This is a genomic window from Sphingomonas sp. 2378, assembly GCF_038084995.1.
GTDB lineage: Bacteria > Pseudomonadota > Alphaproteobacteria > Sphingomonadales > Sphingomonadaceae > Sphingomonas.
The window spans coordinates 18,329-44,743 of the sequence record NZ_JAXCMJ010000028.1; the positions used below are offsets into that span (position 1 = coordinate 18,329).

Annotated in this window: 19 protein-coding genes, 1 tRNA gene, 1 riboswitch and 1 other annotated feature; of the genes, 9 read left to right on the plus strand and 11 right to left on the minus strand. The window is 67.4% G+C overall.

Going from position 1 to position 26,415, the window contains the following annotated elements; translation table 11 throughout:
• Positions 1-6 precede the first annotated feature (6 nt).
• Positions 7-1,668, minus strand: a complete 1,662-nt coding sequence (locus tag SM191_RS13385; RefSeq protein WP_341506627.1) for a ShlB/FhaC/HecB family hemolysin secretion/activation protein — start codon at positions 1,666-1,668, stop codon at positions 7-9.
• A gap of 515 nt (positions 1,669-2,183) precedes the next feature.
• Here SM191_RS13385 and SM191_RS13390 point away from each other — a divergent pair.
• From SM191_RS13390 to SM191_RS13415, 6 genes are all read left to right on the plus strand, one after another.
• Positions 2,184-2,258, plus strand: a tRNA-Thr gene (locus SM191_RS13390).
• A gap of 120 nt (positions 2,259-2,378) precedes the next feature.
• Complete coding sequence (locus tag SM191_RS13395) at positions 2,379-3,671, plus strand: dicarboxylate/amino acid:cation symporter (protein ID WP_341506628.1); 1,293 nt, start codon at positions 2,379-2,381, stop codon at positions 3,669-3,671.
• A 73-nt stretch (positions 3,672-3,744) separates the two neighbouring features.
• Positions 3,745-5,859 carry a transglycosylase domain-containing protein gene (locus SM191_RS13400; protein WP_341506629.1) on the plus strand — a complete coding sequence of 705 codons (2,115 nt, stop codon included), beginning with the start codon at positions 3,745-3,747 and terminating at the stop codon, positions 5,857-5,859.
• A 156-nt stretch (positions 5,860-6,015) separates the two neighbouring features.
• Positions 6,016-6,071, plus strand: a sequence feature (sul1 is cis-regulatory element that is thought to sense ions involved in sulfur or methionine metabolism; They are found in Alphaproteobacteria).
• 70 nt (positions 6,072-6,141) lie between these two features.
• The gene (locus tag SM191_RS13405) at positions 6,142-7,623 is read left to right on the plus strand and encodes a SulP family inorganic anion transporter (RefSeq protein WP_341506630.1); all 1,482 of its coding nucleotides are present in this window, start codon (positions 6,142-6,144) and stop codon (positions 7,621-7,623) included.
• A gap of 59 nt (positions 7,624-7,682) precedes the next feature.
• Positions 7,683-8,684 carry a threonine aldolase family protein gene (locus tag SM191_RS13410; RefSeq protein ID WP_341506631.1) on the plus strand — a complete coding sequence of 334 codons (1,002 nt, stop codon included), beginning with the start codon at positions 7,683-7,685 and terminating at the stop codon, positions 8,682-8,684.
• Positions 8,681-9,601: a DMT family transporter gene (locus tag SM191_RS13415; RefSeq protein ID WP_341506632.1), complete on the plus strand. Its 921-nt coding sequence runs from the start codon at positions 8,681-8,683 to the stop codon at positions 9,599-9,601. The genes SM191_RS13410 and SM191_RS13415 overlap by 4 nt, the downstream gene beginning before the upstream one ends.
• On the opposite strand, the gene SM191_RS13420 is transcribed toward SM191_RS13415, so the two are convergent.
• Entirely contained in the window at positions 9,511-10,350 is an 840-nt protein-coding gene (locus tag SM191_RS13420; protein ID WP_341506633.1) for an NAD(P)-dependent oxidoreductase, read from the minus strand. The two genes, SM191_RS13415 and SM191_RS13420, sit on opposite strands and share 91 nt — an antisense overlap.
• A 150-nt stretch (positions 10,351-10,500) precedes the next feature.
• Positions 10,501-12,210: a M28 family peptidase gene (locus SM191_RS13425; protein ID WP_341506634.1), complete on the minus strand. Its 1,710-nt coding sequence runs from the start codon at positions 12,208-12,210 to the stop codon at positions 10,501-10,503.
• Between the two features lie 137 nt (positions 12,211-12,347).
• Here SM191_RS13425 and pepN point away from each other — a divergent pair, with 137 nt between their 5' ends.
• Positions 12,348-14,951 (plus strand): aminopeptidase N, encoded by a 2,604-nt coding sequence (pepN, locus tag SM191_RS13430; protein WP_341506635.1) that lies wholly within the window; start codon positions 12,348-12,350, stop codon positions 14,949-14,951.
• 126 nt (positions 14,952-15,077) lie between these two features.
• On the opposite strand, the gene SM191_RS13435 is transcribed toward pepN, so the two are convergent.
• The 5 genes from SM191_RS13435 to SM191_RS13455 all read right to left on the minus strand — a co-directional run bounded on the left by SM191_RS13435 (position 15,078) and on the right by SM191_RS13455 (position 20,815).
• Positions 15,078-16,004: an alpha/beta hydrolase gene (locus SM191_RS13435; RefSeq protein WP_341506636.1), complete on the minus strand. Its 927-nt coding sequence runs from the start codon at positions 16,002-16,004 to the stop codon at positions 15,078-15,080.
• A 140-nt stretch (positions 16,005-16,144) separates the two neighbouring features.
• Positions 16,145-16,504: a tRNA-binding protein gene (locus SM191_RS13440; RefSeq protein ID WP_341506637.1), complete on the minus strand. Its 360-nt coding sequence runs from the start codon at positions 16,502-16,504 to the stop codon at positions 16,145-16,147.
• The gene (locus SM191_RS13445; protein ID WP_307002995.1) at positions 16,491-17,162 is read right to left on the minus strand and encodes a glutathione S-transferase family protein; all 672 of its coding nucleotides are present in this window, start codon (positions 17,160-17,162) and stop codon (positions 16,491-16,493) included. The genes SM191_RS13440 and SM191_RS13445 overlap by 14 nt, the downstream gene beginning before the upstream one ends.
• Before the next feature lie 52 nt (positions 17,163-17,214).
• Positions 17,215-18,615, minus strand: coding sequence for a hypothetical protein (locus SM191_RS13450; RefSeq protein ID WP_341506638.1), 1,401 nt, complete (start codon positions 18,613-18,615; stop codon positions 17,215-17,217).
• A gap of 22 nt (positions 18,616-18,637) precedes the next feature.
• A complete protein-coding gene (locus SM191_RS13455; protein ID WP_341506639.1) occupies positions 18,638-20,815 on the minus strand; it encodes a TonB-dependent receptor in 2,178 nt (725 codons plus the stop codon).
• A 181-nt stretch (positions 20,816-20,996) separates the two neighbouring features.
• Positions 20,997-21,214: riboswitch (cobalamin riboswitch) on the minus strand.
• Positions 21,215-21,300: 86 nt separating this feature from the next.
• On the opposite strand from SM191_RS13455, the gene SM191_RS13460 reads away from it, so the two are divergent.
• Both SM191_RS13460 and SM191_RS13465 read left to right on the plus strand, forming a co-directional pair.
• Positions 21,301-21,609 (plus strand): hypothetical protein, encoded by a 309-nt coding sequence (locus SM191_RS13460; RefSeq protein WP_307003000.1) that lies wholly within the window; start codon positions 21,301-21,303, stop codon positions 21,607-21,609.
• A gap of 100 nt (positions 21,610-21,709) precedes the next feature.
• Entirely contained in the window at positions 21,710-23,965 is a 2,256-nt protein-coding gene (locus SM191_RS13465) for a TonB-dependent siderophore receptor (RefSeq protein ID WP_341506640.1), read from the plus strand.
• Between the two features lie 15 nt (positions 23,966-23,980).
• Here the strand turns inward: SM191_RS13465 and SM191_RS13470 are convergent, their stop codons facing one another.
• Genes SM191_RS13470 through SM191_RS13480 form a run of 3 tightly spaced genes read right to left on the minus strand, consistent with a single transcriptional unit; the run spans position 23,981 to position 26,336 of the window.
• The gene (locus SM191_RS13470) at positions 23,981-25,096 is read right to left on the minus strand and encodes an acyltransferase family protein (RefSeq protein WP_341506641.1); all 1,116 of its coding nucleotides are present in this window, start codon (positions 25,094-25,096) and stop codon (positions 23,981-23,983) included.
• The gene (locus tag SM191_RS13475) at positions 25,093-25,641 is read right to left on the minus strand and encodes a sugar O-acetyltransferase (protein WP_341506642.1); all 549 of its coding nucleotides are present in this window, start codon (positions 25,639-25,641) and stop codon (positions 25,093-25,095) included. The genes SM191_RS13470 and SM191_RS13475 overlap by 4 nt, the downstream gene beginning before the upstream one ends.
• A 5-nt stretch (positions 25,642-25,646) precedes the next feature.
• Positions 25,647-26,336, minus strand: coding sequence for a DUF1349 domain-containing protein (locus SM191_RS13480; RefSeq protein WP_341506643.1), 690 nt, complete (start codon positions 26,334-26,336; stop codon positions 25,647-25,649).
• Positions 26,337-26,415 lie beyond the last annotated feature (79 nt).

Genomic DNA, 26,415 nt, shown 5'->3' on the forward strand with positions numbered 1-26,415 from the left:
CCGACATTACAGGGTGATCCTGATATTGGTGCTGAACAAGGTAGGGGAATGCCGCACCCAGACCGGTGCGGAGAGCGGCACCGCGAGCGTGAATTCCGCCTGGACACGCCGTCCGCGCGCCATCAGCCCGGCACTGAGCGACTGGAGCGATCCGCGCTCGAACGGGTCCCCGCGAACGGGCCGGATCGCCCCGACGTCATAGGCGAGATAGGCGGACACCGCCGTCGCCAACTCGGGATACGCCTTGCCCAGATCGATCAGGCCGATACCCAGTTGATCGCGAAACGCGATGCCCGTCCGCCCGGAAATCCCGTCATCGCGGAACCCCCGGACCGTGGACGGGCCACCCAGGCTGAACCGGTCGGCGGGAAAGACATTGTCGAGCGACCATTGCCCGCGCAGCACGAAGACGTTGGTCAGTCGCGACTTCCCTATTTCGAAGGGCGTCTGTGCCATCGTGTCGAGCCGCAATCGGTGGAAGCGCCCCGTCGCCCCACCCGGTCCGGCGTCGACCGTATGCGCGCCCAAGGCGCCCAGCCCCTGGTCATAGCTGCCCGACACGCTCAACTGCGTCTTGGCGACCCGCCGCTGCCAGCGTATCCCGACGTCGCCCGTCACGATCCGATAGCTGCCCGATCGCAGGGTGATCCCGTGGACCAGATTGCGCGTATCGAGCAGCGACAGTCCGGCGGACAGCGACAGCTTGGTCTGGGCGTCGCGGAATATCATGCGGTCCAGCGTCGCGGAGCCGGTCAGGGTCCGCCCGCTCGCCGTGAAGCGCAGGCCGTTGCCCTCCAGCACCGATCGATAGCCCGACGCCCCCGCCGACATGGATACCGTCCACCAACCCTGCGGCAGGGACAGGAACCCACCATAGGCATAGGCGCGCCGTTCGCGATCGGGGCTGGCATTGCCCTGATAGTAGAGCGACCAGCTATCGGCGACGCCGAGCAGCGAATCGATTTCCAATCCGGCGGACGCCTGCCACCGTCCGGTATTGGCCGCGCCCTGATCATTGATGGTGATCGACGGGCGTATCCAGCGCGACAGCGGCTGGCGATCCACCAGGACCAGGCTGGTTCCGGGCACGTCGCCCGGCGCGATGTCGATCTTCGGATCGCCCTTGGCCAGACGCGCGAGCTGGTCGACGCCTTGTTCCAGCGCGCGCAGATTCAATCGGTCGCCGGGACGCGCGGGAAAGGCCGCCTCCATCTCGCCCGTACCGTAGCTCCGACCGTCTCCAGCCCCTTTGAAACCGCCGACCCGGCCTTCGATGACCGTGATCGTCAGCGCCCCCGATTTCAGGTCCTGCGGCCCGACAAAGGCCCGGGTGGTGACGAATCCGTCACGGACATAGCGGTCGGTAATCGCCCGAAGCGCCGCATCGATGGCCGCGATACCGACGCATGACCCACGCAGCGGATCGAGTATCGCGGAAAAGCTCTTGAACGGATAACGACTCGCCCCGACCAGTCGGACCGACCTGATCTCCGCACAACCGCCGCCATCGGTGCCTGCGGTATCCGGCGATCGGATTCCCTCGCCAGTCGGAGCGCGGCTTTGCGAGCGATCGAACTGCTCGGCCCGATCACGCGCCTGCTGCTGTTGCTGTTCCTGAATCCGCTGCGCGTCGCGGTCGATCTGCGCGGCCTGAGCAACGACCGGCAAAGGTATCGAAACGGCCAGCGCGGCACTGCCATATAGCCCTAACGCGGCTATCCCCTGTTTCGAACGGCTCCCCACGCCGCATCAATAGTAAAATCGTTTTCATCTGCGATACAAAATGATGGTTAACCTCTCATTCATCATCTAACTGATGGTTGAAACTCATGTTATATTTCAACCAAATTGGTTGTTTGTTTTACGATGTCGGTTTTTAGGGCCGTGTTGGAGCATCGCGGGGTTTCTGCCCGAATAATGTACGTGGCGCTGATCCTGGCGGTGATCGCGTCGCGTTAAGGCCTCCGATCGGTGGCCGGGGCTGCACCCTTGCCTTCACCGTCCGGGCCATCGTCCAACCCACGCGCCTGGACCTTGCGACGCTTCAGATTCTCTCGGAGCGCCGCCGCCAGCCGTTCCGCGCGTTCGTCTTTTGCCATGCGATCGGCTTAATCCCAACAACAAGCGCTTGACAATGTCCGCCCGATCCTCTTTAGGCGCGCTTCCCGCGTCGAGACGCGAGTGCTGCCGTAGCTCAGTGGTAGAGCGCATCCTTGGTAAGGCTGAGGTCGTGAGTTCAATCCTCACCGGCAGCACCATTCTCCCCCCGCCCCTAAAATGGGCACCCGGACAACGGGTTGAGGGGCGATCCCCCAACTATCCCGCCCCCTTGCAAATCTTGGTTGGGATCGTTTCGCTGGTTCGCTAGCTATCGGCGTATGAAATTCCGTTTTTCCTTCGGGGCGCAAGTGTTCCTCGGCATGGCGGTCGGCCTGCTGCTCGGGCTGTTCGCGCGGAGCCAGAATGTCGCGGGGCTGGCCGAGGCGTTGCGCATCATCGGCGAAAGCTTCGTCCAGTTGCTCAAGGTGCTGGTCGTGCCGCTGGTCTTCACCGCCATCGTCGCGTCGATCGCGGCGCTGCGCGACCTGAACAATGCCGCGCGGCTGGTCGCGGCCACCTTCATCTGGTTCGCGATCACCGCGCTGATCGCGGTCACGATCGGCCTGACGCTGGGCACGGTGCTGCAACCCGGACTTCATGCGGGCGTCGCGCCGGGCAGCGCGGTGCGGCCCGATACCGCCGGATCGTGGCTCGATTTCCTGCGCGGGTTGATTCCGTCCAACATCCTCGGCCTTTCCGCCTCGACCAGCGCGGGCGACGGCGGGGCGCTGAAGACCGGGCTGTCGTTCAATATCCTCCAGATCATCGTCATGGCGGTGGCGATCGGCGTCGCGGCGGTGCGGGTCGGCGACAAGGGGGAAAGCTTCCTGTCGTTCAACGCCTCGGCGCTCGCGATTTTCCGGCGAATCCTGTCCTGGGTGATCCGGCTGACGCCGATCGGATCGGGCGCGCTGCTGGGCAATGCGATCGTGCGCTACGGGTGGCAGTCGCTGTCCGCGCTCGGCAGCTTCGCGCTGGCCGTCTATATCGGGCTCGGCCTCGTCCTGTTCGTGGTCTATCCGCTGCTCCTGCTCGCCAACGGGCTTTCCCCGAAGCGTTTCTATGCCGCCGCCTGGCCCGCGATCCAGTTGGGCTTCGTGTCGCGCTCGTCGATCGCCACCCTGCCCGTCACCGAGGATGCGGTGGAGCGGCGGCTGGGCGTGCCGCGCGCCTATTCGGCCTTTGCGGTGCCCTTTGCCGCGACGACCAAGATGGACGGGTGCGCCGCCATCTATCCCGCCATCTCCGCGCTGTTCGTCGCGCAATATTATGGCCTGCCGCTGCATGTCGGCGATTATGTGCTGATCGTGCTGGTGTCGGTGCTGGGTTCGGCGGCGACCGCGGGGCTGACCGGTGCGGTGGTGATGCTGACGCTGACCCTGTCGACTTTGGGCCTGCCGCTGGAGGGAGCGGGGCTGCTCCTCGCCATCGATCCGATCCTCGACATGGGGCGGACCGCGATCAACGTGGCGGGGCAGGCGCTGGTCCCGACCATCGTCGCGCACCGTGCTGGCCTGATCGGGGACACACCCCCGGCGGAACGCTTGCCCGAGGTGCCGCAAACGGGGTAAACACGCGCATGAGCTTGCGCGCGGTGTTCTGGTGGAGTAATACACGCGAGTGGCCGACCACCGGAACCCTGTGATGCGCCCCGACCCGTTCAATCCCGACCGTACCCCGATCGACCGTCCCTATGAGCCGGTCGGGCAGAATTATCCGCTTTACGATGCGGAGACGCAAAGCTGGTCCTTCGGCGACGATCCGTCCGAGGGTCAGGAGGCGTCGCGCCGTCCGATCCGCTGGGGCCGGTGGATCGCGCGCGGGACGGGCGCGGGGATCATCCTGCTGGTGCTGGCGATCATCTGGCTGGCCGTCACCGCGCCGTTGTCGCGCTCGCTCCAGCCGCCGACGCCGCCCTCGATCACGCTGACCGCCGATGACGGCACGCCGATCGCGCGGCGCGGGGCGATCATCGGCGCGCCGGTCGACGCCGCCAAGCTGCCCGCCCATGTGCGCGAGGCGTTCATGGCGATCGAGGACCGGCGATTCTATTCGCATTGGGGCATCGACCCGCGCGGCATATTGCGCGCCGCCTGGCACAATGTCGGGTCGGGCGGGGTGCGCGAAGGCGGATCGACCATCACCCAGCAACTGGCGAAGAACGCCTTTCTCGATTCCGACCGCACGGCGGGGCGCAAGATCCGCGAGGCGATGATCGCCTTCTGGCTGGAGGCGTGGCTGACCAAGGACGAGATCCTGTCGCGGTACCTGTCCAATGTCTATTTCGGCGACAATGTGTACGGCATCACCGCCGCGGCGAAACATTATTTCGGTCGGACGCCGGACAAGCTGAACATCGGCCAGGCGGCGATGCTGGCGGGGCTGGTCAAGGCGCCCTCACGCCTCGCCCCCACCAGCAATTTGAAGGGTGCCCGCGCCCGGCAGGCGGTGGTCGTCGCGGCGATGGAGGATGCGGGCTTCCTGACCAAGGCGGAGGCGGATTCGGTCCAGCCGCAGCGGGTGCTCGCCTCGCGGCCCGAGACGCTGCCCAGCGGCACCTATTTCGCCGACTGGGTGCTGCCCGAGGCGCGCGACCAGGCGGGCGAGATCAAGACCGAGGCGACCGTCCAGACCACGCTCAACCCGCGTCTCCAGCGAATCGCCGAGCGCACGGTGCGCAGCGCCGGTCTGCAACAGGCGCAGGTCGCGCTGGTCGCGATGCGCCCCGATGGCCGCGTCGTCGCGATGGTCGGCGGCAAGGATTATTCCAAGAGCCCGTTCAACCGCGCGACGCAAGCGCGGCGCCAGCCGGGATCGGCGTTCAAGCTGTTCGTCTATTTGGCCGCGCTGCGCTCGGGCATGACGCCCGATTCGACCATCGAGGACGAGCCGGTCGACATCGCCGGGTGGAAGCCGCGCAACAGCGACGGGCGCTATCTGGGCAAGATCACGCTACGCCAGGCCTTTGCGCGTTCGTCCAACGTCGCCGCCGCGCGGCTGACCCAGGCGGTCGGGGTGAAGGCGGTCATCAAGGCCGCACGCGATCTGGGCATCACCACGCCGATCGCGAACGAGGCGACGATCGGTCTCGGCACCTCCACCGTCAGCCTGCTGGAATTGACCGCCGCCTATGCCGCCATCGCCAATGAAAGCTATCCGGTCACGCCCCATGGCCTGACCGAGGTGCGCGACAAGGCCTGGTATCAGTCGCTGACCGATCGCAAGACCGGCTTTTCCTCGGCCGTGCATGACGGGATGCTCGACCTGCTCTCCTCCTCGATCAAGACGGGGACCGGGCGGCAGGCGCTGTTGACCGTCGATGCCTATGGCAAGACCGGCACGACGCAGGATTCGCGCGACGCGCTGTTCATGGGTTTCGCGCGCGATCTGGTCGTGGGCGTGTGGGTCGGCAATGACGACAACAAGCCCAATCCCGGCCTGTCGGGCGGCGGCGTGCCCGCGCGGATCTGGCGCGCCTTCATGCAGTCCGCGCTCGACATCCCGCCGGTGCCCGCACCGGTCGTGGAGGAGGAGGAGGTCGATCCCGACGCGCTCGCCAACGGGATGGACGAAGAGGTCATGCCGGTCGAAAGCGATCCGGTGGGCGACATCATCCAGGGCATGGGACTGGACATGCGGATGGGTGAGGACGGCTCGATCACCGTTGGCCCCGGCCGCCGCCGCGGCGACCGCCCCGCCCCCGGCCCGGATGACCGCCGCCCGCCCGACGAGCGGGATGGCGGCGAAGGCGAGGAATAGGGGGAACCGTCGCCCCAGCGCAGGCTGGGGCCTCTCTCGATGGCGCATGGAACTGGGTGAAAGATCCCAGCCTTCGCTGGGATGACGGCAGGGGCTGAACAATCCACGCAGGACTTGCCCTCCCCGCCCCCGTCCCGTTAAAGGCCGCGTCATTCGCAAGGACCCGGTGAAATTCCGGGTGGCTATTCCGGCCGCCGATCCGCCGGACAACAGAATGCATGGCTCTTCATCCCGCGCCCCGCCCGTGAGCGCGTTCGCCATGCGCGAAATTCTGGTATTCTCATGACCGTTGAAACCTATCGAACCCAATGGTTCACCAGCGCCCGCGAGGCGCGCCGCGACGTGCTGGCCGGGCTCGTCGTCGCGCTCGCCCTGATCCCCGAGGCGATCGGCTTTTCGATCATCTCGGGCGTCGATCCGCGTGTCGGGCTCTACGCCTCGGTCGCGATCGCGATCGTCATTTCCTTCCTGGGCGGACGGCCCGCGATGATCTCGGCCGCGACCGCCGCCGTCGCGGTCGTCGTCACGCCGCTGGTCCGCGACCATGGCGTCGATTACCTCTTCGCCGCGACGATCCTGATGGGCCTGATCCAGATCGTCGCGGGGGCCTTGCGCCTCGATCTCGTGATGCAGTTCGTCTCGCGCTCGGTCATCACCGGCTTCGTCAACGCGCTCGCCATCCTGATCTTCATGGCGCAACTGCCGCAACTGACCGGCGTGACCTGGCACAGCTATGCGATGGTCGCCGCCGGGCTGGCCATCATCTATCTGCTGCCGCGCGTGACCAAGGCGGTGCCCTCGCCGCTGGTCGCGATCCTGGTGCTGGCCGCGATCAGCATCGCGATGGGCCTGCCGGTGCGCACCGTCGGCGATATGGGCCGCCTGCCCGAAGGATTGCCCAGCCTGACGCTGCCGCATGTCCCCCTCTCCCTGGAGACGTTGCGGATCATTCTGCCCTATTCGCTGACCATGGCGGCGGTCGGCCTGCTCGAATCGCTGCTGACCGCGCAGATCGTCGACGACATGACGGACAGCGACAGCGACAAGCGGCGCGAGTGCATGGGACAGGGCGGCGCGAACATCGCCGCCGCTTTGGTCGGCGGCATGGGCGGCTGTGCGATGATCGGCCAGTCGGTGATCAACGTCACGTCCGGAGGGCGCAAGCGGCTGTCGACGCTGACCGCCGGGGTCGTGCTGCTGATCCTTCTCGCGGGACTTGGGCCCGTGGTCGGGCGGATTCCGATGCCCGCGCTGGTCGCCGTCATGATCATGGTGTCGATCGGGACGTTCAGTTGGAATTCGATCCCCAACCTGCGCCGCCATCCGCCGACCTCCTCGGTGGTGATGCTGGTCACGGTGGCGGTCGTCGTCGCCACGCGCGACCTGGCGCAGGGCGTGGCGGCTGGAGTGCTGCTGTCCGGCATCTTCTTCGCCGGCAAGGTCCGCCGCCTGTTCGCGGTCGAGCGGATCGAGGATGCGGGCATGGTCCGCTACCGGGTGACGGGGCAGATCTTCTTCGCCTCGGTCGATCGCTTCACCCGCGCCTTCCGGGCCGAGCAGGGGCGCGGCGTGACGATCGACGTGTCGGCGGCGCATTTCTGGGATATCTCGGGGGTGGGGGCGCTCGACAAGATCGTCGCGCGGTTGCGGCGGGACGGATCGGCGGTGGAGGTGATCGGCTATAACCGGGCCAGCGCCGATCTGGTCGACCGCTTCGCGCTGCACGACAAGACGGGTGTCGAACTGGGCATCGCCCCGCACTGACGCCCGGAATGGGAGAGGAGTGTTGACGCATGGGGGCGCCTCCCCCAAACGCGGGAGCCATGCGCTTCTTCTCGGACAACGCCGCCCGTATCCACCCCAAGGTGATGGAGGCCATCGCCGGGGCCGACCAGATGGACACCGCCTATGACGGCGATCGCTGGTCCAGGGCGCTGGACGAGCGGCTGTCCGATCTGTTCAGCCATGACGTGGAGGTGTTGTGGGTCCCCACCGGCACCGCCGCCAATTGCCTGGCGCTGGCCGCGCTCTGCCCGCCTTATGGCGGTGTGGTCTGCCACCGCGACTCGCATATCCAGAATGACGAGGGCGGTGCGCCCGAATTCTACACCCATGGCGCGAAACTGATGCTGGCCGATGGTGACGGCGCGAAGCTGACCCCCGATACGATCCGGACGGTGATCGACGCCATCGCCAACGACGTCCACCGGGTCCAGCCGCACGCCATCTCGATCACCAACGCGACCGAATATGGCCGGGTCTACAACCCCGACGAGGTCGCCGCGATCGGCGCGCTGGCGAAGGACCGGAGCCTCGGTTTCCATATGGATGGAGCGCGCTTCGCCAATGCGGTGGCGCGGCTGGGCTGCACGCCTGCGGCACTGACCTGGCAGGCGGGGGTGGAGGCGCTGTCCTTCGGCTTCGTCAAGAACGGCGCGATGAGCGCCGAGGCTTTGGTCTTCTTCAAGCCCGGCCTGGCCGATGTCACCCGCCGCCGCCGCAAGCGCGCGGGGTTGCTCATGTCCAAGGGACGTTATCTGGCGGCACAGGTGCTGGCGATGGTCGAGAACGACCTGTGGGTCGCCAACGGCGCGCTGGCCAATGCATGCGCCGAGCGGCTGGCGGGGGCGGCGGGCGACCGACTGGTTCACCCGGTCGAGGCGAACGAGGTCTTCCTGCGCGCGACGCCCGAGGAGGCCGCGAAACTCCGCGCGCAAGGCTTCGACTTTTACGACTGGGCGGAGGGCGAAATCCGGTTGGTCACCGCCTGGGACAGTGACGGCCGCGACGTCGCCCGCCTCGCCGATGCGATCGCCGCCCTGTGAGCGAGTTCGACACCGGCCCACGCTCGACCCGCGCCGCCGTCCTGATCCCCTTCGCGATCGTCACGCTGATATGGGGATCGACCTGGCTGGTCATCCGCGACCAGATCACCGTCGTCCCCGCCACCTGGTCGGTCAGCTATCGCTTCCTGATCGGCGGACTGGCGATGGGCGCTTTTGCGCTGGCCCGGCGGGAGAGCTTTCGGCTGGGCACCACCGGCTTCCTGTTCGCCGCCGGAATCGGGTTGTTCCAGTTCGTCCTGAATTTCAACTTCGTCTACCGGGCGGAGGCGTATATCACCTCCGGGCTGGTGGCGGTCGTCTTCGCGATGCTGCTGATCCCCAATGCCGGTTTCGCGCGAATCTTCCTGGGGCAGCGCATGGGGCGGCAGTTGCTGGTCGGCTCGACCATCGCGATGGCCGGGGCGGCCTTGCTGTTCGTGCATGAGGCGCGGGTCGATCCGGCGGGGCCTGCCCGCGCGCTGACCGGCATCGCCCTGACCATCGTCGCGATCCTGTCCGCCTCCATCGCCAATGTCATGCAGGCGACAAAGACCGCCAAGCGCTTCCCGATGCACGCGACGATCAGCGTCGCGATGCTGATCGGGTCAGCGCTCGACGCGATCATCGCCTATAGCCTGAACGGGCCGCCGGTGTTCGAGATGCGGACCGGCTATGTGCTGGGCATCCTCTATCTGGGGCTGTTCGCCTCGGCGCTGGCCTTTCCGCTCTATTACCGGGTGCTGCGCGCCATCGGCCCGGCCAAGGCGGCCTATTCCAGCGTCATCGTGCCGGTCATCGCGATGAGCCTGTCGACGGTGTTCGAGGGCTATCGCTGGTCGCTGCTGGCGGGCGCGGGGGCGGCGGTGACCGCGCTGGGGCTGGTCATCGCGCTCAAGGCGCGCAGGCCCAACCGGTAATCGGGATAGCGGGGCCGCCAGCCCAGCACCCGTCTGGCCTTGCCGTTGGCGACGCGCCGGTTCTCGGCATAGAAACCGCGCGCCGCCGCCGACAGGCTTTCCAGCGGCACCAGAGGCGGCGGCTCCAGCCCGGCCAGCGTGGCGGCGTAGGAGACGACCGCGTCCTGATCGCAGGGGTGATCGTCGGACAGATTATACGCCCCCGCCGGGCCGTCGAACCCGGCGATCACGCCCGACACGATATCGGCGATATGCACCCGGCTGAACACCTGGCCGGGTAGCCCGACCCGGTGCGCGCGTCCCGCCCGGACCCGGTCGATCGGTGAGCGGCCGGGGCCATAGATGCCCGGCAGGCGAAACACCCGCGCGCCCAAAGCCTGCCAGTCCGCATCCGCCGCCGCCCGCGCCGCGCGCCGCCCGGAGCCGATGGGGGCGCTCTCGTCCACCCAGGCCCCGCCGGTATCGCCATAGACGCCGGTCGAGGAGAGATAACCCAGCCATGCCTCCGACCGCGCCAGTTGCGGGCCATAGGTGACCAGCACCGGATCATGCTCGCCCTCGGGCGGGACTGAGGACAGGATATGGGTGGCGGCGGCGATCTGCGCCTCCACGCTTTCGCGGTCGTCGAAACGGAGCGTACCACCGCGCCCGTCGCGGGTCGTGCCCGCGACGGACCAGCCACGGCCTTCCAACAGCGCCGCAAGGTGCCCGGCGGCATAGCCCAGGCCGAAGACAAATAACCTGCTCATGCCTCGAAACTGCCCGCCGTCATAATGACAACCTCCATTCGCACTGAGCGAAGTCGAAGTGTACGCCCAGGACTAGCAACTTGGCGAAGTTCATCGCTTGGCCTTCGACTTCGCTCAGGCTGGACGGAGGTTGGATCATTTGGTCCCAGATCACTTCGCCGCCATCGGCCCCTTATAGAGGGTGCCGAAATAATCGCCCTTGTTCCACACCGGCCGCTCGGGCGCGTCGGCGATCTCGCGCGCGATGGCGTAGTTCACGCTGACGAAGCGCGGCCCCTGGCTCCAGTCGATGCCCTGGTCGATCTCATCGCCGACCTTGTGATAGCGGTGGCTCATGAAATCCGCGACCGCCGCCTTGCCCGGCCCGGCCTGACCCGGCCACAGGAAGACCGAGGGGATGCCCTTCTGCACGAAGCGGAAATGGTCGGAGCGGACGAATATCCCCTCCTCCGGCATCGGATCGGGCGAGACGGGCAGGCCCATCGCCCCCACCGCCTTGCGCACGATGGGCCCCAGCGTCGAGCGGTCCGCGCCGAACACCACCATATCCTCGAACTTGTAGGTCAGGATCGGCATGTCGAGATTGACGTCGGCGACGATCGATTTGAGCGGCACGGTCGGGTGGTTGGCGAAATAGTCGGAGCCGACCAGCCCCTTTTCCTCCGCCGTCACCGCCAAGAACATGACGGTGCGCTTGGGCGGGGTGGCCGCCTTGAAGCGCTTGGCCTCCTCGATCAGGCTGGCGATGCCGATGGCGTTGTCGAGCGCGCCATTGTTGATCCGGTCGCCATCGCCACCCTCATTGGTGCCGATATGGTCGAGATGCGCGGACAGGACGACCACCTCGTCCTTCAGCTTGGGGTCACTGCCAGGGATCAGGCCGATGACGTTGCCGCTGTCCATCGGCTTGAACCCGGTCTTCGACGCGACGGTCAGCATGCCCTTGGCGATCAGCGGCTTATAGGCGGGCTTGGCGCTCGCCGCGGCCTTGACCACAGCGTCCCAGCCCTTGCCGAACAGCTTGGCCGCGCCTGCCTGCGACAGGGTGCCCAGCACCGGGGTCGTGGGCGTCATCGCATGAGCGGTGCCGTCCGGGTTGGCCCAGGTCACGCGCGACGCGTCATAATAGCGGGCGAGCGTGGCGAAGGGCCGCTGCCGCCCCCCCGCGCGGGGCATGTCGATCTGGATCGCGCCGACTGCACCACGCGCCGCCGCCAGCGCCGCCTTGTTGGCCGCCGAACCGAAAAAGGCGCGCTCCTCGCCACCCAGTCCTTCGGGCGTGCCGGGAAGGAAGGCGACGATCTTGCCGCGCACATCGACGCCCTTGTAATCGTTCAGGCCATAGGGCGCGGCATCGATGCCATGGCCGACGAAGACGACCGGCGCGGACAGGCTGGTCTCCTTGGCATTGGGCACGGGCGAGGGCACGAAATCCTCGCCGAACGCCAGTTCCTGTGGCCGCCCGCCCGCCGGAGTCCACAGGGCGCTGCCCTTGTCCGCGACGCGATAGGCGACCAGCGGCACCTTTTGCAGATAGCCGCCCTCGTCGCCGCCGGGCCGCAGCCCCGCCGCATAGAATTGCGCCGCGACATATTGCGCGGCGATATCATAGTCGCGCGTCCCCGCCTCGCGCCCCGCCATCGCGTCGCTGGCCAGGAACATCACATGCGCCTTCATCGCGGCCTGATCCTCGGGCAGCGGGGCGGTGATGACGGCGTTGCGCTCGGCCGGGCTGCGCTGCGGCGCGGTTTGCGCGGGAGCAGGGCTCGTCGCCTGATAATGCAGGTGATCGTGATCGTGCGCGACAGCGGCGGTGGACAGGAGGAGAAGCAGCGGCAGCAGAGCCGTCGAACGCGACATGCAGGACCTTTCGGGGGGATGACAGGACGCAGGCGTAACACGCCCCCTGCCCCGATCAACCCCGCCCATCGCGCCATGTCCCGGTTTTTCCTGCCTCACCGGTGGCCGGACGGGTCCGGCGCGGCTATATTCCCGGAATGGACAACCAGCGCAGCGCCGCCCAGCCCAGCATGACCCCCGCCGCGATCCGGCGGGAGGATTATACGCCCCCCGCCTGGGCGGTGCCGCAGGTGGCGCTCGACTTCGCGCTGGACCCCGCCGAGACGCGGGTGCGCGCCGCGCTGACCGTCACGCGCAGCGGCGCGCATGACGAACCGCTGCGGCTGGACGGCGCGGGCCAGACGCCGCTGTCGGTCACGATCGACGGCGTCGCCGTCAACGACTGGCGGATCGAGGGAGAGCAACTCGTCGTGCCGCTGTCGGGCGATGCGCATGTCGTCGAGACCGAGGTGACGATCGCACCCGATCGCAACACCCAGTTGATGGGGCTTTATGCCTCGGGCGGCAATCTGTGCACCCAGTGCGAGGCGGAGGGGTTTCGCCGCATCACCTTTTTCCCCGACCGCCCCGATGTGCTGAGCGTCTATCGCGTGCGGATGACCGCCGATCGGGGCCGCTATCCGGTGCTGCTCGCCAATGGCGATCCGGTGGCGAAGGGTGAGAATGACGACGGCACCCACTGGGCGGAGTGGCACGACCCCTTCCCCAAGCCCAGCTATCTGTTCGCGCTGGTGGCGGGGGATCTGGCGGTCAACGCATCGACCTTCACCACGATGAGCGGGCGCGAGGTGACGCTGGGCATCTGGGTGCGCGCCGCCGACCTGGCGAAAACCGATCATGCGCTCCACGCGCTGAAACTCGCCATGGCGTGGGACGAGCGGGTCTATGGCCGCGAATATGACCTCGACGTGTTCAACATCGTCGCGGTCGACGATTTCAACTTCGGCGCGATGGAAAATAAGGGGCTGAACATCTTCAACAGCCGCTATATCCTCGCCGATCCCGACACCGCGACCGATTACGATTATGACGCGATCGCCGCCGTCGTCGCACATGAATATTTCCACAACTGGTCGGGCAACCGGATCACCTGCCGCGACTGGTTCCAGCTTTCCCTGAAGGAAGGCTTCACCGTCTATCGCGACCAGAGTTTCTCCGCCGACCAGGGATCGGCGGCGGTCAAGCGGATCGAGGATGTGCGCGGCCTGCGCGCCAGCCAGTTCCCGGAGGATTCAGGGCCGCTCGCCCATCCGGTGCGCCCCGAAAGCTATATCGAGATCAGCAATTTCTACACGGCCACCATCTACAACAAGGGGGCCGAGCTGATCCGCATGATGGCGACGATGCTGGGCCCGGTGAAGTTCCGCGCCGCGACCGACCTGTATTTCAGCCGCTTCGACGGGACGGCTGCGACCTGTGAGGATTTCGTCGCCTGCATGGAGGAGGCGGGGGACATCGACCTGTCGCAATTCCGCCTCTGGTACTCACAGGCCGGAACCCCGCGCATTTCGGCGGGGCTGTCCCACCAGCCCGGCGGCGGTCGCGCGGAACTGCGCCTGGCCCAGCATGTCCCCGCCACGCCGGGGCAGAGCCTGAAGCAGCCGATGGTCCTGCCCCTGAAGGTGCGGCTGTTCGGGGCGGAGACGGGTCGGCCGCTGACCGACGAGCGGCTGATCCTGCTCGACCAGGTGGCGGAAACCATCACCTTCGAGGCCGTCACCGAGCGCCCCGTCCTGTCGATCAATCGCGGCTTTTCCGCCCCCGTGGTGATCGAGAGCGACCGGAGCGCGGCCGACCTGGCGTTCCTGTCGGCGCATGACGACGATCCCTTCGCCCGGTATGAGGCGATGCAGCAGTTGATGCTCGACACGCTGGTCGCGGGCACGATCGATGGCGAGGTGCAGGCCGATGCGGTGATCGACGCGGTCGCGCGCACGCTGGAGGCCGAGGGACTGGAACCCGCCTTCCTGGCCGAGGCGGTGCTGCTGCCGTCCGAGAATTTCGTCGGCGACCAGATGGTGACGGTCGATCCCGATGCGATCCACAGCGCGCGCGAGGCACTGCGCGGCCGGCTGGGCCATGCGCTGGAACCGGTGTGGCGGCGGCTCTATGCCGAGATGGCGCAAGGGACCTATGTCTATTCGCCCGAGGCCAAGGGGCGACGGCGTCTGCGCAACGTCGCGCTCGGCTATATCGCGGCCAGCGGCGCGCCCGACGCCGCCGCGCTCGCCTTCGCGCAGTTCGAGGCGGCGGACAACATGACCGACCGGCAGGCCGCGCTGACCACGCTGGTCAGTTCGGATGCGCCCGAGCGGGAGATCGCGCTCGCCCGGTTCCACGACCGCTATGCCGACAATCCGCTGGTCCTCGACAAATGGTTCCAGACCCAGGCGCTGTCGTCGCGGGGGGACACGGGCGCGGTGGTGGAGCGGCTGGCCCAGCATCCCGACTTCACCCTCGCCAATCCCAACCGCGCACGCGCGCTGATCGGGGCGTTCGGGATGAACCAGCGCGCGCTGAACGCCGCCGACGGATCGGGTTACCGGTTCCTGGCGGACCAGTTGATCGCGCTCGACCGGCTCAACCCGCAAACGGCGGCCAAGCTGTTGCCGCCGCTGGGCCGTTGGCGGCGGTTCGACACCAAGCGGTCGCGGCTGATGTGCGCGGAACTGATCCGCATCGTCGGGACGCCGGGGCTGTCCAAGGATCTGTTCGAGCAGGCGTCCAAGAGCCTCGAGTGATCCTCCCCGGCACGGGGAGGGGGACCGCCGCGAAGCGGTGGTGGAGGGGGGCTTCGACAAGTCGAGTCCCGCGTGGCACTCCCCCCTCCACCAGCTTCGCTGGCCCCCACCCCTTCCAGGGGAGGATTATTTCGCCTTCAGGAACCCCTCCATCACGATCCAGCGGTAAAAGGCGTCGAACCACCCGGTGCTGGTCGTTGCCTTCGGATACATGCCGAAGCCGTGCCCGCCCCGACCGTAAAGATGGAACTCGACCGGCTTCTTCGCCGCCATCCACTGGTCGATCAGACCGAAGCCCTTGCCCGCGAACAGCGGATCGTCGGCGGCGATCGCGGCGAACATGGGCGGCGCGTCGGCGGGGACGGTCATCGGCTGGAGCGGGCCATAGATGTCGCCGATAAAGGCGGGCCTGGCCTGTCCGTCGAGCACCGTCGCCACGGTCAGCATCGCGCCCGCCGAAAAGCCGACCATGCCGATCCGGTTCGGATCGACCTTCCACTCCCCCGCCCGCTGACGGACCAGCGCGAAGGCAGCGCGCGAGTCGGCGATCTGCGGCGCCAGGCCCTTCAGCGCGTCTTGCGGGCTGGGCCGTGCGGCGGGGCGCGCCACGCTGGAGAACATCTCCGCCATCGACTTCTCGAACGCGCCCATATCGGCGGGCGTCTGGTTCAGCCGATATTTGAGGACGAAGGCGGCGATACCGCGGTCGGCCAGCGCCTTGGCCACGTCCCAGCCCTCGTTCTGCATCGACAGGGTGCGGAACCCGCCGCCGGGCGCCACGATCACCGCCGCGCCGGTCGCCTTGGCCGGATCGGGCAGGAAGGGGGTCAGCGTCGCCTCGGTCACGTTGCGGGCGAAGACGCTGTTATACTGGCTGTGCCAGCTTTCCTTGGTCTTCGCGCCCGGCAAGGGTCCGGTGTTGAGCGCGATGGCGTTCGGCTGTGCGGGTATGGCGATCGGTGCCATCTGGTCGCCCTGCGCCATGGCGGGTGGCGCGACTGATAGCGCAAGCATGGCGGCCATGGCATGGCCGACCCAGCGATTGGACTTCATATCCCCTCCTGTCCTCCGTGGGTTATGTCCCTACGGTCGAGCGGGAATGGTACGCGTCGAGGCGCGCGGCGCAAGATAAAATGTTAAGGCTAACAGTCAGGCAGTGCCAAGTGGTTACCGGTAGGACGTGGCCTTCGACTTCAGAACAACCGCCCCCCATTGGGCACCGCCAGATCCGGCGCGATCAGCACCACCTGCCCCTCCGCATCGGGAAAGCCCAGGGTCAGCACCTCGGACATCATCGGCCCGATCTGACGGGCTGGGAAGTTGACCACCGCCGCCACCTGCCGCCCGACCAGCGTCTCCGGCGTATAATGCCGGGTGATCTGCGCCGAGGAGCGCTTGACGCCGATCACCTCCCCGAAATCGATGGTCAGCTTGATCGCAGGCTTGCGCGCCTCCGGGAAGGGTTCGGCGGCAATGACGGTGCCGACGCGGATGTCGACCGCCAGGAAATCCTCGATCCCGATCCGATCGGCGGGCGCGTCAGAAGTCGACATTGTCGTAATGCGAAGGCGGGGTGACCATCTCCATCCGCTCGGACAGGAGCGGGCGGAAGGACGGGCGGCTCTTCAACCCGCGATACCAGCGCGCGGTCTGCTCATGCCCCTTCCAGTCGATGCCACCCAGATAATCGGCGACCGAAATCTGCGCCGCCGCCGCCAGATCGGCGAGGCTCATCGTCGCGCCCCCCAGCCAGTTGCGATGGTCGAGCAGATAATCGGTATAGTCGAGATGCCCGACCGCCGCCTTCATCGCTTCGCGCAGGCCCTTGGCATCCGGGCTGCCGGTGCGCGCCACCCGCTTGACCATGCGCTCGTGGAGCAGCGGGCCGGTCACGTCCTGATAGAAATGCGTGTCGAACCACGTCACCAGCCGCCGTATCTCCGCGCGGCCGATGGCGGTGCCGTTGATCATCGCCGACTTTTCGACCGTCTCCTCGAAGAATTCCGAAATCGCCATCGAATCGACCAGCAACACGCCGCGCTCCTCATCGACCATCACCGGGGTCTGCCCGGCGGGGTTCATGTCGAGGAATTCGTCGCGCCGCTGCCACGGCGATTCGCGGACCAATTCGTAACCGACGCCCTTCTCGCCCAGCAACAGCCGGACCTTGCGCGAAAAGGGACAGAGCGGGAATTGGTAGAGTTGCCACATGCCCCCATCTAAGCGGGCGCCCACCCCCACGCCAAGCCCGACACGCATGTTTTCACCCGCCCATGCGCGCGGGACGCCGCAATCGCCGCCAGCCGACCACCACGCCGCTGACCGACAGGATCATTCCGGCGATCGACCAGACCCACATCCACAGATCCCAGGCGGGCCGCCGCGCGGTCAGCCACGGCCAGTCCCAGCAGTGCAGCAACGTATAGACCCATCGATAGGCGCGCCGGACGCGGTCCTGTCGCTGGATCACCGCGCCACTCATCGGATCGACATACAGCCATGTCGCCGCCGGATCGTCGAACCGCATCCGCACGACCGGCAGGCGCGCGGTGGAGGTCCAGTAGAAGTCGGGCCGGTCGAGCCGCTCGCTCGTTACCAGCCGCCCGCCGGGCACCAGCATCGCCGCGCGGGCGGGGACGACCGGCCGCGCGGCGACCAGGCCCGCCTGCTCCAGCCAGCGCGGATGCGACGATGCGCGGTCGATCGCAATTCGCCGCAATCCCGCATCGCCGCTCCATTCGACGGTGCGGGTGCCCCGTGCCAGGCGCGCCAGCCGGTCCAGCGCGACGGGTTCGCCCGCCTGCCCCGCATAGGCCCGCATCGCCTCGGGCGGCGCGGCGCTCCCCGCAAAGGCATGTCCCGGATCAACCGACAGCCAACCGCTGACGATCCAGGTGGTCAGCATCACACCGCCCAGCAGCCCGCTGACATGGTGCCAGAGCATCCAGCCGCGATAGGGGCTCACCCGCCCGCCGCGATAGCGCCGCCGCCCCGCCCGGAGGCGCAGGATGCCGATCCACATGCCGGTCAACGCCACTGCGATGCACGGCCCCGACACCCACATCACCACCTGCCGCCACAGCCCGCCGTCACGGCGCAGCACCGTGGGGTAGATCCAGTGCGGCACCGAGCCGAGCCAGTTCCAGAAACGCTGATCCCACGTCGTCCGCTGCACCACCTGCCCGGTCAGGCTGGAGACATAAAGCTCGGTCCCGGCGGCATCGGCCAGTGCGACCTTCCACAGGGGGCGGTGCCGGTCGAAACCGCCCGCCACCGTCCACTGGTCATGCCCGATCGGCGCGACCCCGCGCACCGCCGCCCGGCCGAAGCGCGCGGCCACGCGGCGGGCATAGGCGGCATCGACGGCAGCGGGCGCGGAACCCGCCTCCGCCGACTGGATGCGCGTCTCCCCCTCCGCCCCCTCGATCCGCCAGACGGGGGTGTCGTCGCGCATCTCCAGCATGATCCGCCGGGCACCACCCTCGCCTCGCGGCGCGATATCGACCCGGCTCCAGTCGATCGGCGTCGCCCCCGCCCAGCCTTGCGCGGGCGACAGCGCGGGATAGGGCACGTATAGCATCACCAGCCCGCTCGCGAACCACATCGCGAAGAACAGGCAGGCGACGATCCCCGCCCAGCGATGCACGAGGAAGGCCAGCCGCACGGCCGACCTTCCCCAGGCACGGTCAGAACGCCGCACGGATGCCCATGTCCAGCGCGCGCGGCCGCCCCAATAGCCATTGCTGGTCGCCATAGGCGGTGACCGCATAGGCCTTGTCGAACAGGTTATAGACCCGCAGGTCCAGCGCGAGGCGCGGGCTCAGCGTATAGGACAGGGTGCCGTCCACCGTCGCATAGCCGGGTATGCGAAAGACATTGCCATTGTCCGAGAAGCGCGGCCCCACATAACGCAGCCCGGCCCGCGCCTGCACCTTGGCCGATGCATCCCAGCGCAGCCAGAGATTGCCCAGCGTCTCGGGCACGTTCGGCGGGGTGCGGCCGGTATAATCGACGCCGCTCGACCGGAAATCGTCGAACCGCGCATCCAGGACGGTGCCGTTGGCGTCGATCCCGAATCCTCGTGGCAGATCGACCGACACCGCCGCCTCGATCCCCTGGGCCGATCGCTGCCCCACCTGCTCGACGGGGCTCGACAGGGTACGCTGCGCCAGCAGCCCGGTCTTCACGATCCGATAGGCCGCCAGCGTCGCGCTGCCCCGGCCACCCAGGAACAGCCATTTGGCCCCCGCCTCGACCTGATGGCCGCGCGCGTTGCTGAATCCCACCTGCCCGGTCGACACCGTGGTCAACGTGCCCAGCGGATCGACGCCGGTGGCATATTGGGCATAGAGCGACAGGGTCGGCACCGGTTGATAGACGACGCCCGCCCGCCAGGTCGCATTGTGGAAGGTCTTTTCGAAGACGAAGCTGTCGGTCCGCGTCCCGCCCGGATAGGCGATGGCCCAGCGACGGACCTGATTCTCCTCATAGCGGAAGCCGCCGATCACCGACCATTTCGCCCCCAGCGTCACCCGGTCCTCGGCAAAGACCGCCAGCGCGGTCGTGCGGGTGCGGTATCGGGGCGCGATCCCCTGCGTATCGAGGAAGCGGCCGGGATCGAAGGCGAAGGGATCGACCGCATCGACTTGCGCGTCCGACCCGAAGTCGTTCTCATGGGTGAAGCGGACCAGATTGGCCTCCCCGCCCACCACCAGCGCATTGGTGATGCCGGGGGCAAGCCCGGTCCGCCACGTCACGCTCGCCTGATCGCCCCATTGGGTCTGGTCGTGACGGATGCCGTAATTGCTGCTCCGCCGGATCGTGCCGGGGGTGCCGGTCGAACCATCCGTGCAGGTGCCGCCCGCGCCCACCCAGCAATAATTCTCCAGATTGCGCCAGAAGCGATCGCTGGTCAGATAATAGGCGATGTTGGACAGGCTGATCACCGCACTCGGCGTCCAATCGATCTGGACCGAGGCGCGGTCGTCGCGGAACCGCATCCGCCCATCACCGACATTATAGTTGCGGTCGCGTACTCGAAGGTCGAGCCGCCCGTCGATCAGCGGCGTCCCGAAATAGCCGATCGGCCGCTGGTCGCCATGATCGCCCCGCACCGTGACCGCGAACATCGGCGAGGGCGTCCATTTCAGCGTCCCCGACAAGGCGACGCTGTCCGAATGCCCGCGATCGACATAGCCGTCCGAACGGCGATAGCTGGCATCGACGCGATAGCCCAGCGCCTCCCCCAACGGTCCGCCGATCCCGGCGGCGGCGCGGACACTGTCCTGTGCGCCATAGCCGATCTCGGCCTGACCATGCGTTTGCGCCGTGGGTTTGCGCATCACGACGTTGACCGCGCCGCCCAGCGCGCCCTGGCCGTAGAGGACCGAGGCGGGACCGCTCAGCACGTCGATCCGCTCGACCATCCAGGGATCGGTCGGGAAGGTGATCGTCCCCGCCGCCGGGAACAGCCGCACCCCGTCGATCAGTTGCAGCACCGATCCCTGCCCCGAAAAGCCCCGCGCCGACAGCGCGGTGCCGCCATTGCCGGGATTGGCGACACTGGCGATGCCCGGCGCACGCGTGGTCGCATCGACGATCGACAGGTCACCCCGCGCGCGGATCGTCTCGCCATCCAGCGACGCGATACTGGCAGGGGTCTCCAGCGGGGTCAGGCCCAGCCGACTGGCCGTGCCGTTGGGCGTATCCAGCGCCTGTTTATCGCGTGTGCCGACGACCAGCACGGTGGCATCGGCCCCCTGCCCCTCTACCTTTTGCGCCCAGGCGGGTCCCGTCCCCAGGACAAGCGCCGCGCCACCCCACAGGCCCAGATGGACCGCTCCGAATCTGTAATGATATAACATACAATTGCCCATAGCGTCTCGTCGCAAACAAGCCGAGGCTTTTCCGTTCGTCTCCGAACGGCCGGATGCCATGCGTACTGGACGCTCTTCCGCACTCGCCATGGCAAACCATTGCGCCTCCGCCATCGTTGGCGTCGCTCGTCGGAAAAGACCTTAGCCTCGGCCATCCCCTGGACCAGGCATGAGCGACCTGACGCCGGCAGGTCTCCTGGCTCACGGGTCATCGCGGCATACGCGCCTTCCCAGGTCACCCCAGTGGCTGGACCGGCCATCGCCGCCCCGTGCGTATCCGCTCACCGCTTACAGTTGCAGGGACAGCCCCGGATTCGGGCGTCGCCGCCCTCACCGCGTTCCCTTTTAATCCCCCTTGTCGGGAGAACCGGCGCGATCATTGCCGGATTATTCCGGCGTCGCATCGGTAGGGGGCTGGCGGCAGCGGCGTCAAGGGTGATGAGCATCGCGCCGAGCCGCGCTATGACGGCATGATGGCACGCAAGACCCGCTATCTGACCGCCACCATGGCCGATGGCTATGTGAAGACGATCGGCCCGACCGCCGCGCCCTTCACCCATTATTGGCGGATCGTCGCCGATCTGGGCGGTGGTCGTACCGAAGTCTTTTGGGGCCATGCCAAGTCGCGCAAGGACGCCAAGGCGAACGATGCCGCCATGGCCGAGGCGATGCGCCAGCGGGGCTGGCTCGGCTATGCGTTCGAGGTCGTCGAGCTGGTCGAGTCCGGCGAACCGCCCGAAGACATGGCCCCCTCCGGCGGAAAGACGCGCCGCCGCCGCTGACCCGCCGACCCCAAGATGATGATTTTGTCATGATGGGGGTTTACGCCCGCGCACCTCATGACTATTGCGACTGCATATCAATAGAAGATTGGGGAACGACATGCTGGCTGGTTCGGCATTGAAGACGCTTGCGCTCGCTCTGTCGGGGGTGGCGGCACCGGCGCTGGCCGAGGGGGCCCGGCCCATCGTCGCGGACCGTGCCACGCCGTCGACCGACAATGGAGCGGGGGACCAGACCGGCAACGACATCGTCGTGCTCGGCAAAAGCTATGGCCGCGAGGTCGGCAAGACCGTGACCCCGCTCAAGGACATTCCCAACACCGTCACGGTGATCGAGCGCGACCAGATCGAGGCGCAGAATCTGTTCACGCTGGAAGATGCGCTGACCGCGACCAACGGCATCACCGTCAACGGCGTGGGCAGCGAGGACCCGTCCTATTTCTCGCGCGGTTTCGCGATCAACAATTACCTGATCGACGGTGTCCCGACCTTCGCCCTCGCCTTCCCCGCCGTGGTGCCCGACCTGTTCTTCTATGACCGGGTCGAGGTGCTGCGCGGTCCCGCAGGGCTGTTCAGCGGCGCGGGCAATCCGGCGGGCAGCATCAACCTGGTCCGCAAACGCCCGCTCGACACCGCGCGGGTGCAGGCGGTGGCGGGGCTGGGCAGCTTCGACAATGTCCGGCTGGAGCTGGACGCGTCGCTCCCCGCCAGCGAGCGGCTGGGGTTCCGCTTCGGGGTCATGGGCCAGGATCAGGACCAGTTCTTCGACACCGCGCACCGCAACCGCGTCGCCGCCTATGCCACGGGCGCGCTCAAGATCGGCGAGCGCACCACCCTGACGGTCGGGGGCAATTACGACCGCTTCCGCCCCGCGATCCAGTCGGGCCTGCCCGGCTATGCGGGCGGCAGCGATGGCAGCGACGGGCGGCTGCTGTCGGTCGATCGCTCCACCTATCTGGGTGCGGAATGGAACCGGTTCGAATCCAGGACGTGGAGCGGGTTCGCCGAACTGGCGCACCGGGTCAGCGACCGCTGGACGCTGCGCGCGACCGGGCTCTATACCGATGTCGATCGCATCGACATCTACAGCTATATCGGCAGCCAGCCGGTGACCGCCGCCAATCAGGGCGTCACCAACCAGATCGCCTATCGCGGCGACAGCAAGCAACAGACCCGCGCCTTCGACTTCAATGCGATCGGCAGTTTTCCGCTTTTCGGCCGCGACCAGACGCTGATCCTGGGTTGGGATTATCAGGCCAGCTCGGGCACCTCCTATTATACCCGCCTGTCGAACTTTGCGACGATCAACGTCTTCGATCCCGTCTCGCCGCCCGAACCGGCGCTGAAGCCCTATGGCCCCTCGGCGCCCTATCGCGTGCCGGGCACCAACCGCTTCGTCACCCAGGTCTATGGCGGCAGCGCGACCGACGTGGAGCAATATGGCATTTACGGCCAGATGCGGCTCAGCCCGGTCACGGGCCTGACCCTGACCGGCGGCGGGCGCGTGACGTGGTGGGACACGACGATCCGTACCCTTCTGGTCGCCTCGGGCACGATCCCGGCCCCGACCCGCTATGGCTTCAACGGCCGCTTCACCCCCTATGCGGGCGCGGTGTGGGACGTGACCGGCGACTGGAACGTCTATGCCAGCTATGCCGACAGCTTCAGTCCGGTCAGCTCGGGCGGCCGCCAGCGCCCCGACGGACGCCCGATCGAGCCGCTGGTCGGCGACCAATATGAGGCGGGAACCAAACTGGCCCTGATGGACAAGCGCCTGTTGCTGTCCGCCGCGGCCTATCAGATCACGCAGCGCAACCGCACGATCAACGACCCCGACAACCTGCTGATCGTCTATCAGCTCGGCAAGGTCCGCGCACGCGGCATCGAGGCGGAGGCATCGGGCGAGATCCTGCCGGGCTGGCGGATCAATGGCGGCTACAGCCTGACCCGCACCAAATATCTGTCGGACATCAACCCGGTGGTCGAGGGGCTGACCCTGACCCCGATCATCCCCGAGCATATGGTCAAGCTGTTCACCAACTATAAGCCGCAGGGCGGTGTGCTCCAGGGGGCCAGCCTGGGCGGCGGAATGACCTGGTTCAGCGAGACCTATGGCGGTGCGGCGGCGACCCGCAACGCGCAAGGGGCGTTCGTGCCCTCCACCATCGTCCGGCAGGGGGCCTATGCCGTGGTCGATCTGCGCGCGGGCTATGAGGTGAACCAGCGGCTGGGCCTGTCGGTCAACGTCAACAATGTGTTCGACAAGACCTATTATGCCCGCATCAACTCCACCGCGCGCGGCAATTATTATGGCAACCCGCGCACGGTGTTCGCGACCTTGCGCTACACCTATTGAGCGTCGGGGGCGGCGTTACGCGACGCCGCCCCTCCGCCCCAGAAACCGGCGGATCGGCCTGTCCCAGACGCGAAGCGCGATCATGGCGAAGGCGATGGTGAACAGATAGAGCGACACCGCGACCATCGCCGTCATGCCGCTGCTCGCACGCTCGCTCGCCACCCAGTTCATATAGACATACACGAACGGATAATGGGTGATGTACAGCGGATAGGAGAGCCGCCCCGCCGCCCGGCACAGCGCTTGCGTCACCCGGCCCCCGTCCGAATGCCGTCCCAGGATCAGGATCGCGGGAAACAGGAACAGCACGCAGGCCGCCTGATAGACGCCGTTCCACTTCACCCCGCCCTCCTCCGGCAGCACCGGCGCGGCGAAGACCGCCAGCAGGATCAGGCTCAACCATCCAAAGCCCAGCCGCACGCGCGGCAACCGCTCGCCCAGCCGATAGAGCAACAGCCCCGCCAGGAACGGATAGGCCAGCCGGACCGGCGCACCCCAGAAATTGGCGAGTCCCCAGCCCGTATCATAGGAGCCGAGCGTCAGCGCCGTCGCGGCGGACACCAGCGCGGCGATCGCGGTCGATCCGACCAGCCAGGGGAGACTCAACCGCCGCAACACCAGGGCATAGGCCAGGTTGGCGATATATTCCTGAAACAGCGTCCAGGCGGGCGCATTGAGCGGATGGCTGTCCCCCAGCCGGTTGGGCAACGGCCCCGACGGCAGCGCCAGCAGCCCCGCGACAAAGGCCAGCGCCACCAGCATCCCCGACGCCTGTTGCCGATCCCCGGCAAAGGGATCGAGCAAATAGCTGAGCAGCCCCAGCACCACACCCAGCACGACCAGCGGGTGCAGCCGTACCAACCGCCGCACGAGGAAGTCCCGCACGCTCATCCGCCCCCACCGGTCGTCATAGGCATAGCCCACGACGAAGCCCGACAGCGCGAAGAAGAAATCCACCGCCAGATAGGCATGCGGCAACAACAGCCGGTCCGGCTCGAACAGAACGGTGATGCCCTGGATATGAAAGGCGACGACCAGCAGGGCGGCAGTGCCACGCAGGCCGTCCAGCACCTGAAAATGCGGTCTGGTTCCGCCGCGCCCCGCCAGCGCCACCGTCATCGGATCGCTCATCCGCGGGCGGGCCTTGCCGGATTGCCCATCACGGTCGCGCCCCTCGCCACGTCGCGGGTCACGACGCTGCCCGCCCCGATGATCGCATCGTCGCCGATGGTCACGCCGGGCAGGATCAACGCCCCTCCCCCGATCCACACATTCGCCCCGATGCGGATCGGACGGCCGAACTCCCACCCCTCGGCGCGCAAGGCCGGATCGCGGGGATGGTCGGCGGTCAGGATCTGGACGCCGGGGCCGATCTGGGTCCCTGCACCAATCTCCACCCGCACCACGTCGAGGATGACGCAGCCGAAGTTGAGGAACACCCGCTCGCCCAGATGGATGTTACAGCCATAGTCGCAGTGGAAGGGCGACCGCACCACCGCCCCCGCTCCGGCCTGGCCAAGACCTTCGGCCAGCATCGCATGACGATCCTCCGCGCCCGCCCCGGCCGCGCCGTTATACCGCGCCATCCAGGCCGCGGCCCGCGCCGCGTCCGCGCTCAGCTCGGGATCGTCGGCGCGATAGAGTTCGCCCGCCAGCATCCGTTCTTTCTGGGTCATCGCCATCAACTCAAATCATGCAGGTCTTTGCCCAGCGGCGCGGTGATCCGCAGGTCGGAGAATCGCACTTCCAGCCCCTCGCGCTCGGGCGTGCACGCCATCGGCCCGACCTGATAGGCGCTCGCCACCGGAAACGGGGCCAGCCGGACCAGGGGCCAGCTCTTCCCATCCGCCGACACCTGCAACCGCAACACGCCCTTGGCGACGGTCGCGCGCATCCAGAAATCGGCGGCATCGCCGGCATAAGGCCCCGTCGCCCAATCCGAACGGCCATCGGTCAGCACGCTGCTGAGCATCGCCCGGCCATCGGACAATTCGATCCCCGCCTTGACCCAGCGCCGCGCGTCGAGCCGGACCATGATGCCCGCCTGATCGTACAGCTTTTCATAGCGCCCCCGGATGCGCAGTTGCGCGGTAAAGGCGTCGCCGGCCGGGAAGCCCAGAAAATGACCGCTGTCGCGGGTGAAGCCATAATGGGTTTCGCGCCAGAAATCGGTGCCCCGGTCGGTCACCAGCGTCAGTTCGCCATCCGGCCCGGCCCGCCATGATCGGGGCGCGTTCAGCCACCGTCCATCCCGACGGCCCATGATATCGGTCGCCGTCTGCGGTCCTTGCGCGGCGGCCGCGATCGACGGCACGCCCAGGGCGACCGCGCTCCCTAAAATCGCTCGCCGCGACAGATGCGCTTCCTGCATGGTCCTCTCCCTCTTTTGGGTTAGGGCGGGCGGAAAGCCCCTGCCCCCGTCGGGCGATATGTGTACAAATGTACACATC

Coding starts and splice junctions, on each gene's coding strand:
- SM191_RS13445 (WP_307002995.1), bottom strand. CDS start 17,162: ATGTGGCAACTCTACCAATTCCCGCTCTGTCCCTTTTCGCGCAAGGTC.
- SM191_RS13465 (WP_341506640.1), top strand. CDS start 21,710: ATGCTGGCTGGTTCGGCATTGAAGACGCTTGCGCTCGCTCTGTCGGGG.
- SM191_RS13425 (WP_341506634.1), bottom strand. CDS start 12,210: ATGTCGCGTTCGACGGCTCTGCTGCCGCTGCTTCTCCTCCTGTCCACC.
- SM191_RS13470 (WP_341506641.1), bottom strand. CDS start 25,096: ATGAGCGATCCGATGACGGTGGCGCTGGCGGGGCGCGGCGGAACCAGA.
- SM191_RS13395 (WP_341506628.1), top strand. CDS start 2,379: ATGAAATTCCGTTTTTCCTTCGGGGCGCAAGTGTTCCTCGGCATGGCG.
- SM191_RS13400 (WP_341506629.1), top strand. CDS start 3,745: ATGCGCCCCGACCCGTTCAATCCCGACCGTACCCCGATCGACCGTCCC.
- SM191_RS13460 (WP_307003000.1), top strand. CDS start 21,301: ATGGCACGCAAGACCCGCTATCTGACCGCCACCATGGCCGATGGCTAT.
- SM191_RS13435 (WP_341506636.1), bottom strand. CDS start 16,004: ATGAAGTCCAATCGCTGGGTCGGCCATGCCATGGCCGCCATGCTTGCG.
- SM191_RS13410 (WP_341506631.1), top strand. CDS start 7,683: ATGCGCTTCTTCTCGGACAACGCCGCCCGTATCCACCCCAAGGTGATG.
- SM191_RS13405 (WP_341506630.1), top strand. CDS start 6,142: ATGACCGTTGAAACCTATCGAACCCAATGGTTCACCAGCGCCCGCGAG.
- SM191_RS13440 (WP_341506637.1), bottom strand. CDS start 16,504: ATGTCGACTTCTGACGCGCCCGCCGATCGGATCGGGATCGAGGATTTC.
- SM191_RS13475 (WP_341506642.1), bottom strand. CDS start 25,641: ATGACCCAGAAAGAACGGATGCTGGCGGGCGAACTCTATCGCGCCGAC.
- SM191_RS13420 (WP_341506633.1), bottom strand. CDS start 10,350: ATGAGCAGGTTATTTGTCTTCGGCCTGGGCTATGCCGCCGGGCACCTT.
- SM191_RS13480 (WP_341506643.1), bottom strand. CDS start 26,336: ATGCAGGAAGCGCATCTGTCGCGGCGAGCGATTTTAGGGAGCGCGGTC.
- SM191_RS13455 (WP_341506639.1), bottom strand. CDS start 20,815: ATGTTATATCATTACAGATTCGGAGCGGTCCATCTGGGCCTGTGGGGT.
- pepN (WP_341506635.1), top strand. CDS start 12,348: ATGGACAACCAGCGCAGCGCCGCCCAGCCCAGCATGACCCCCGCCGCG.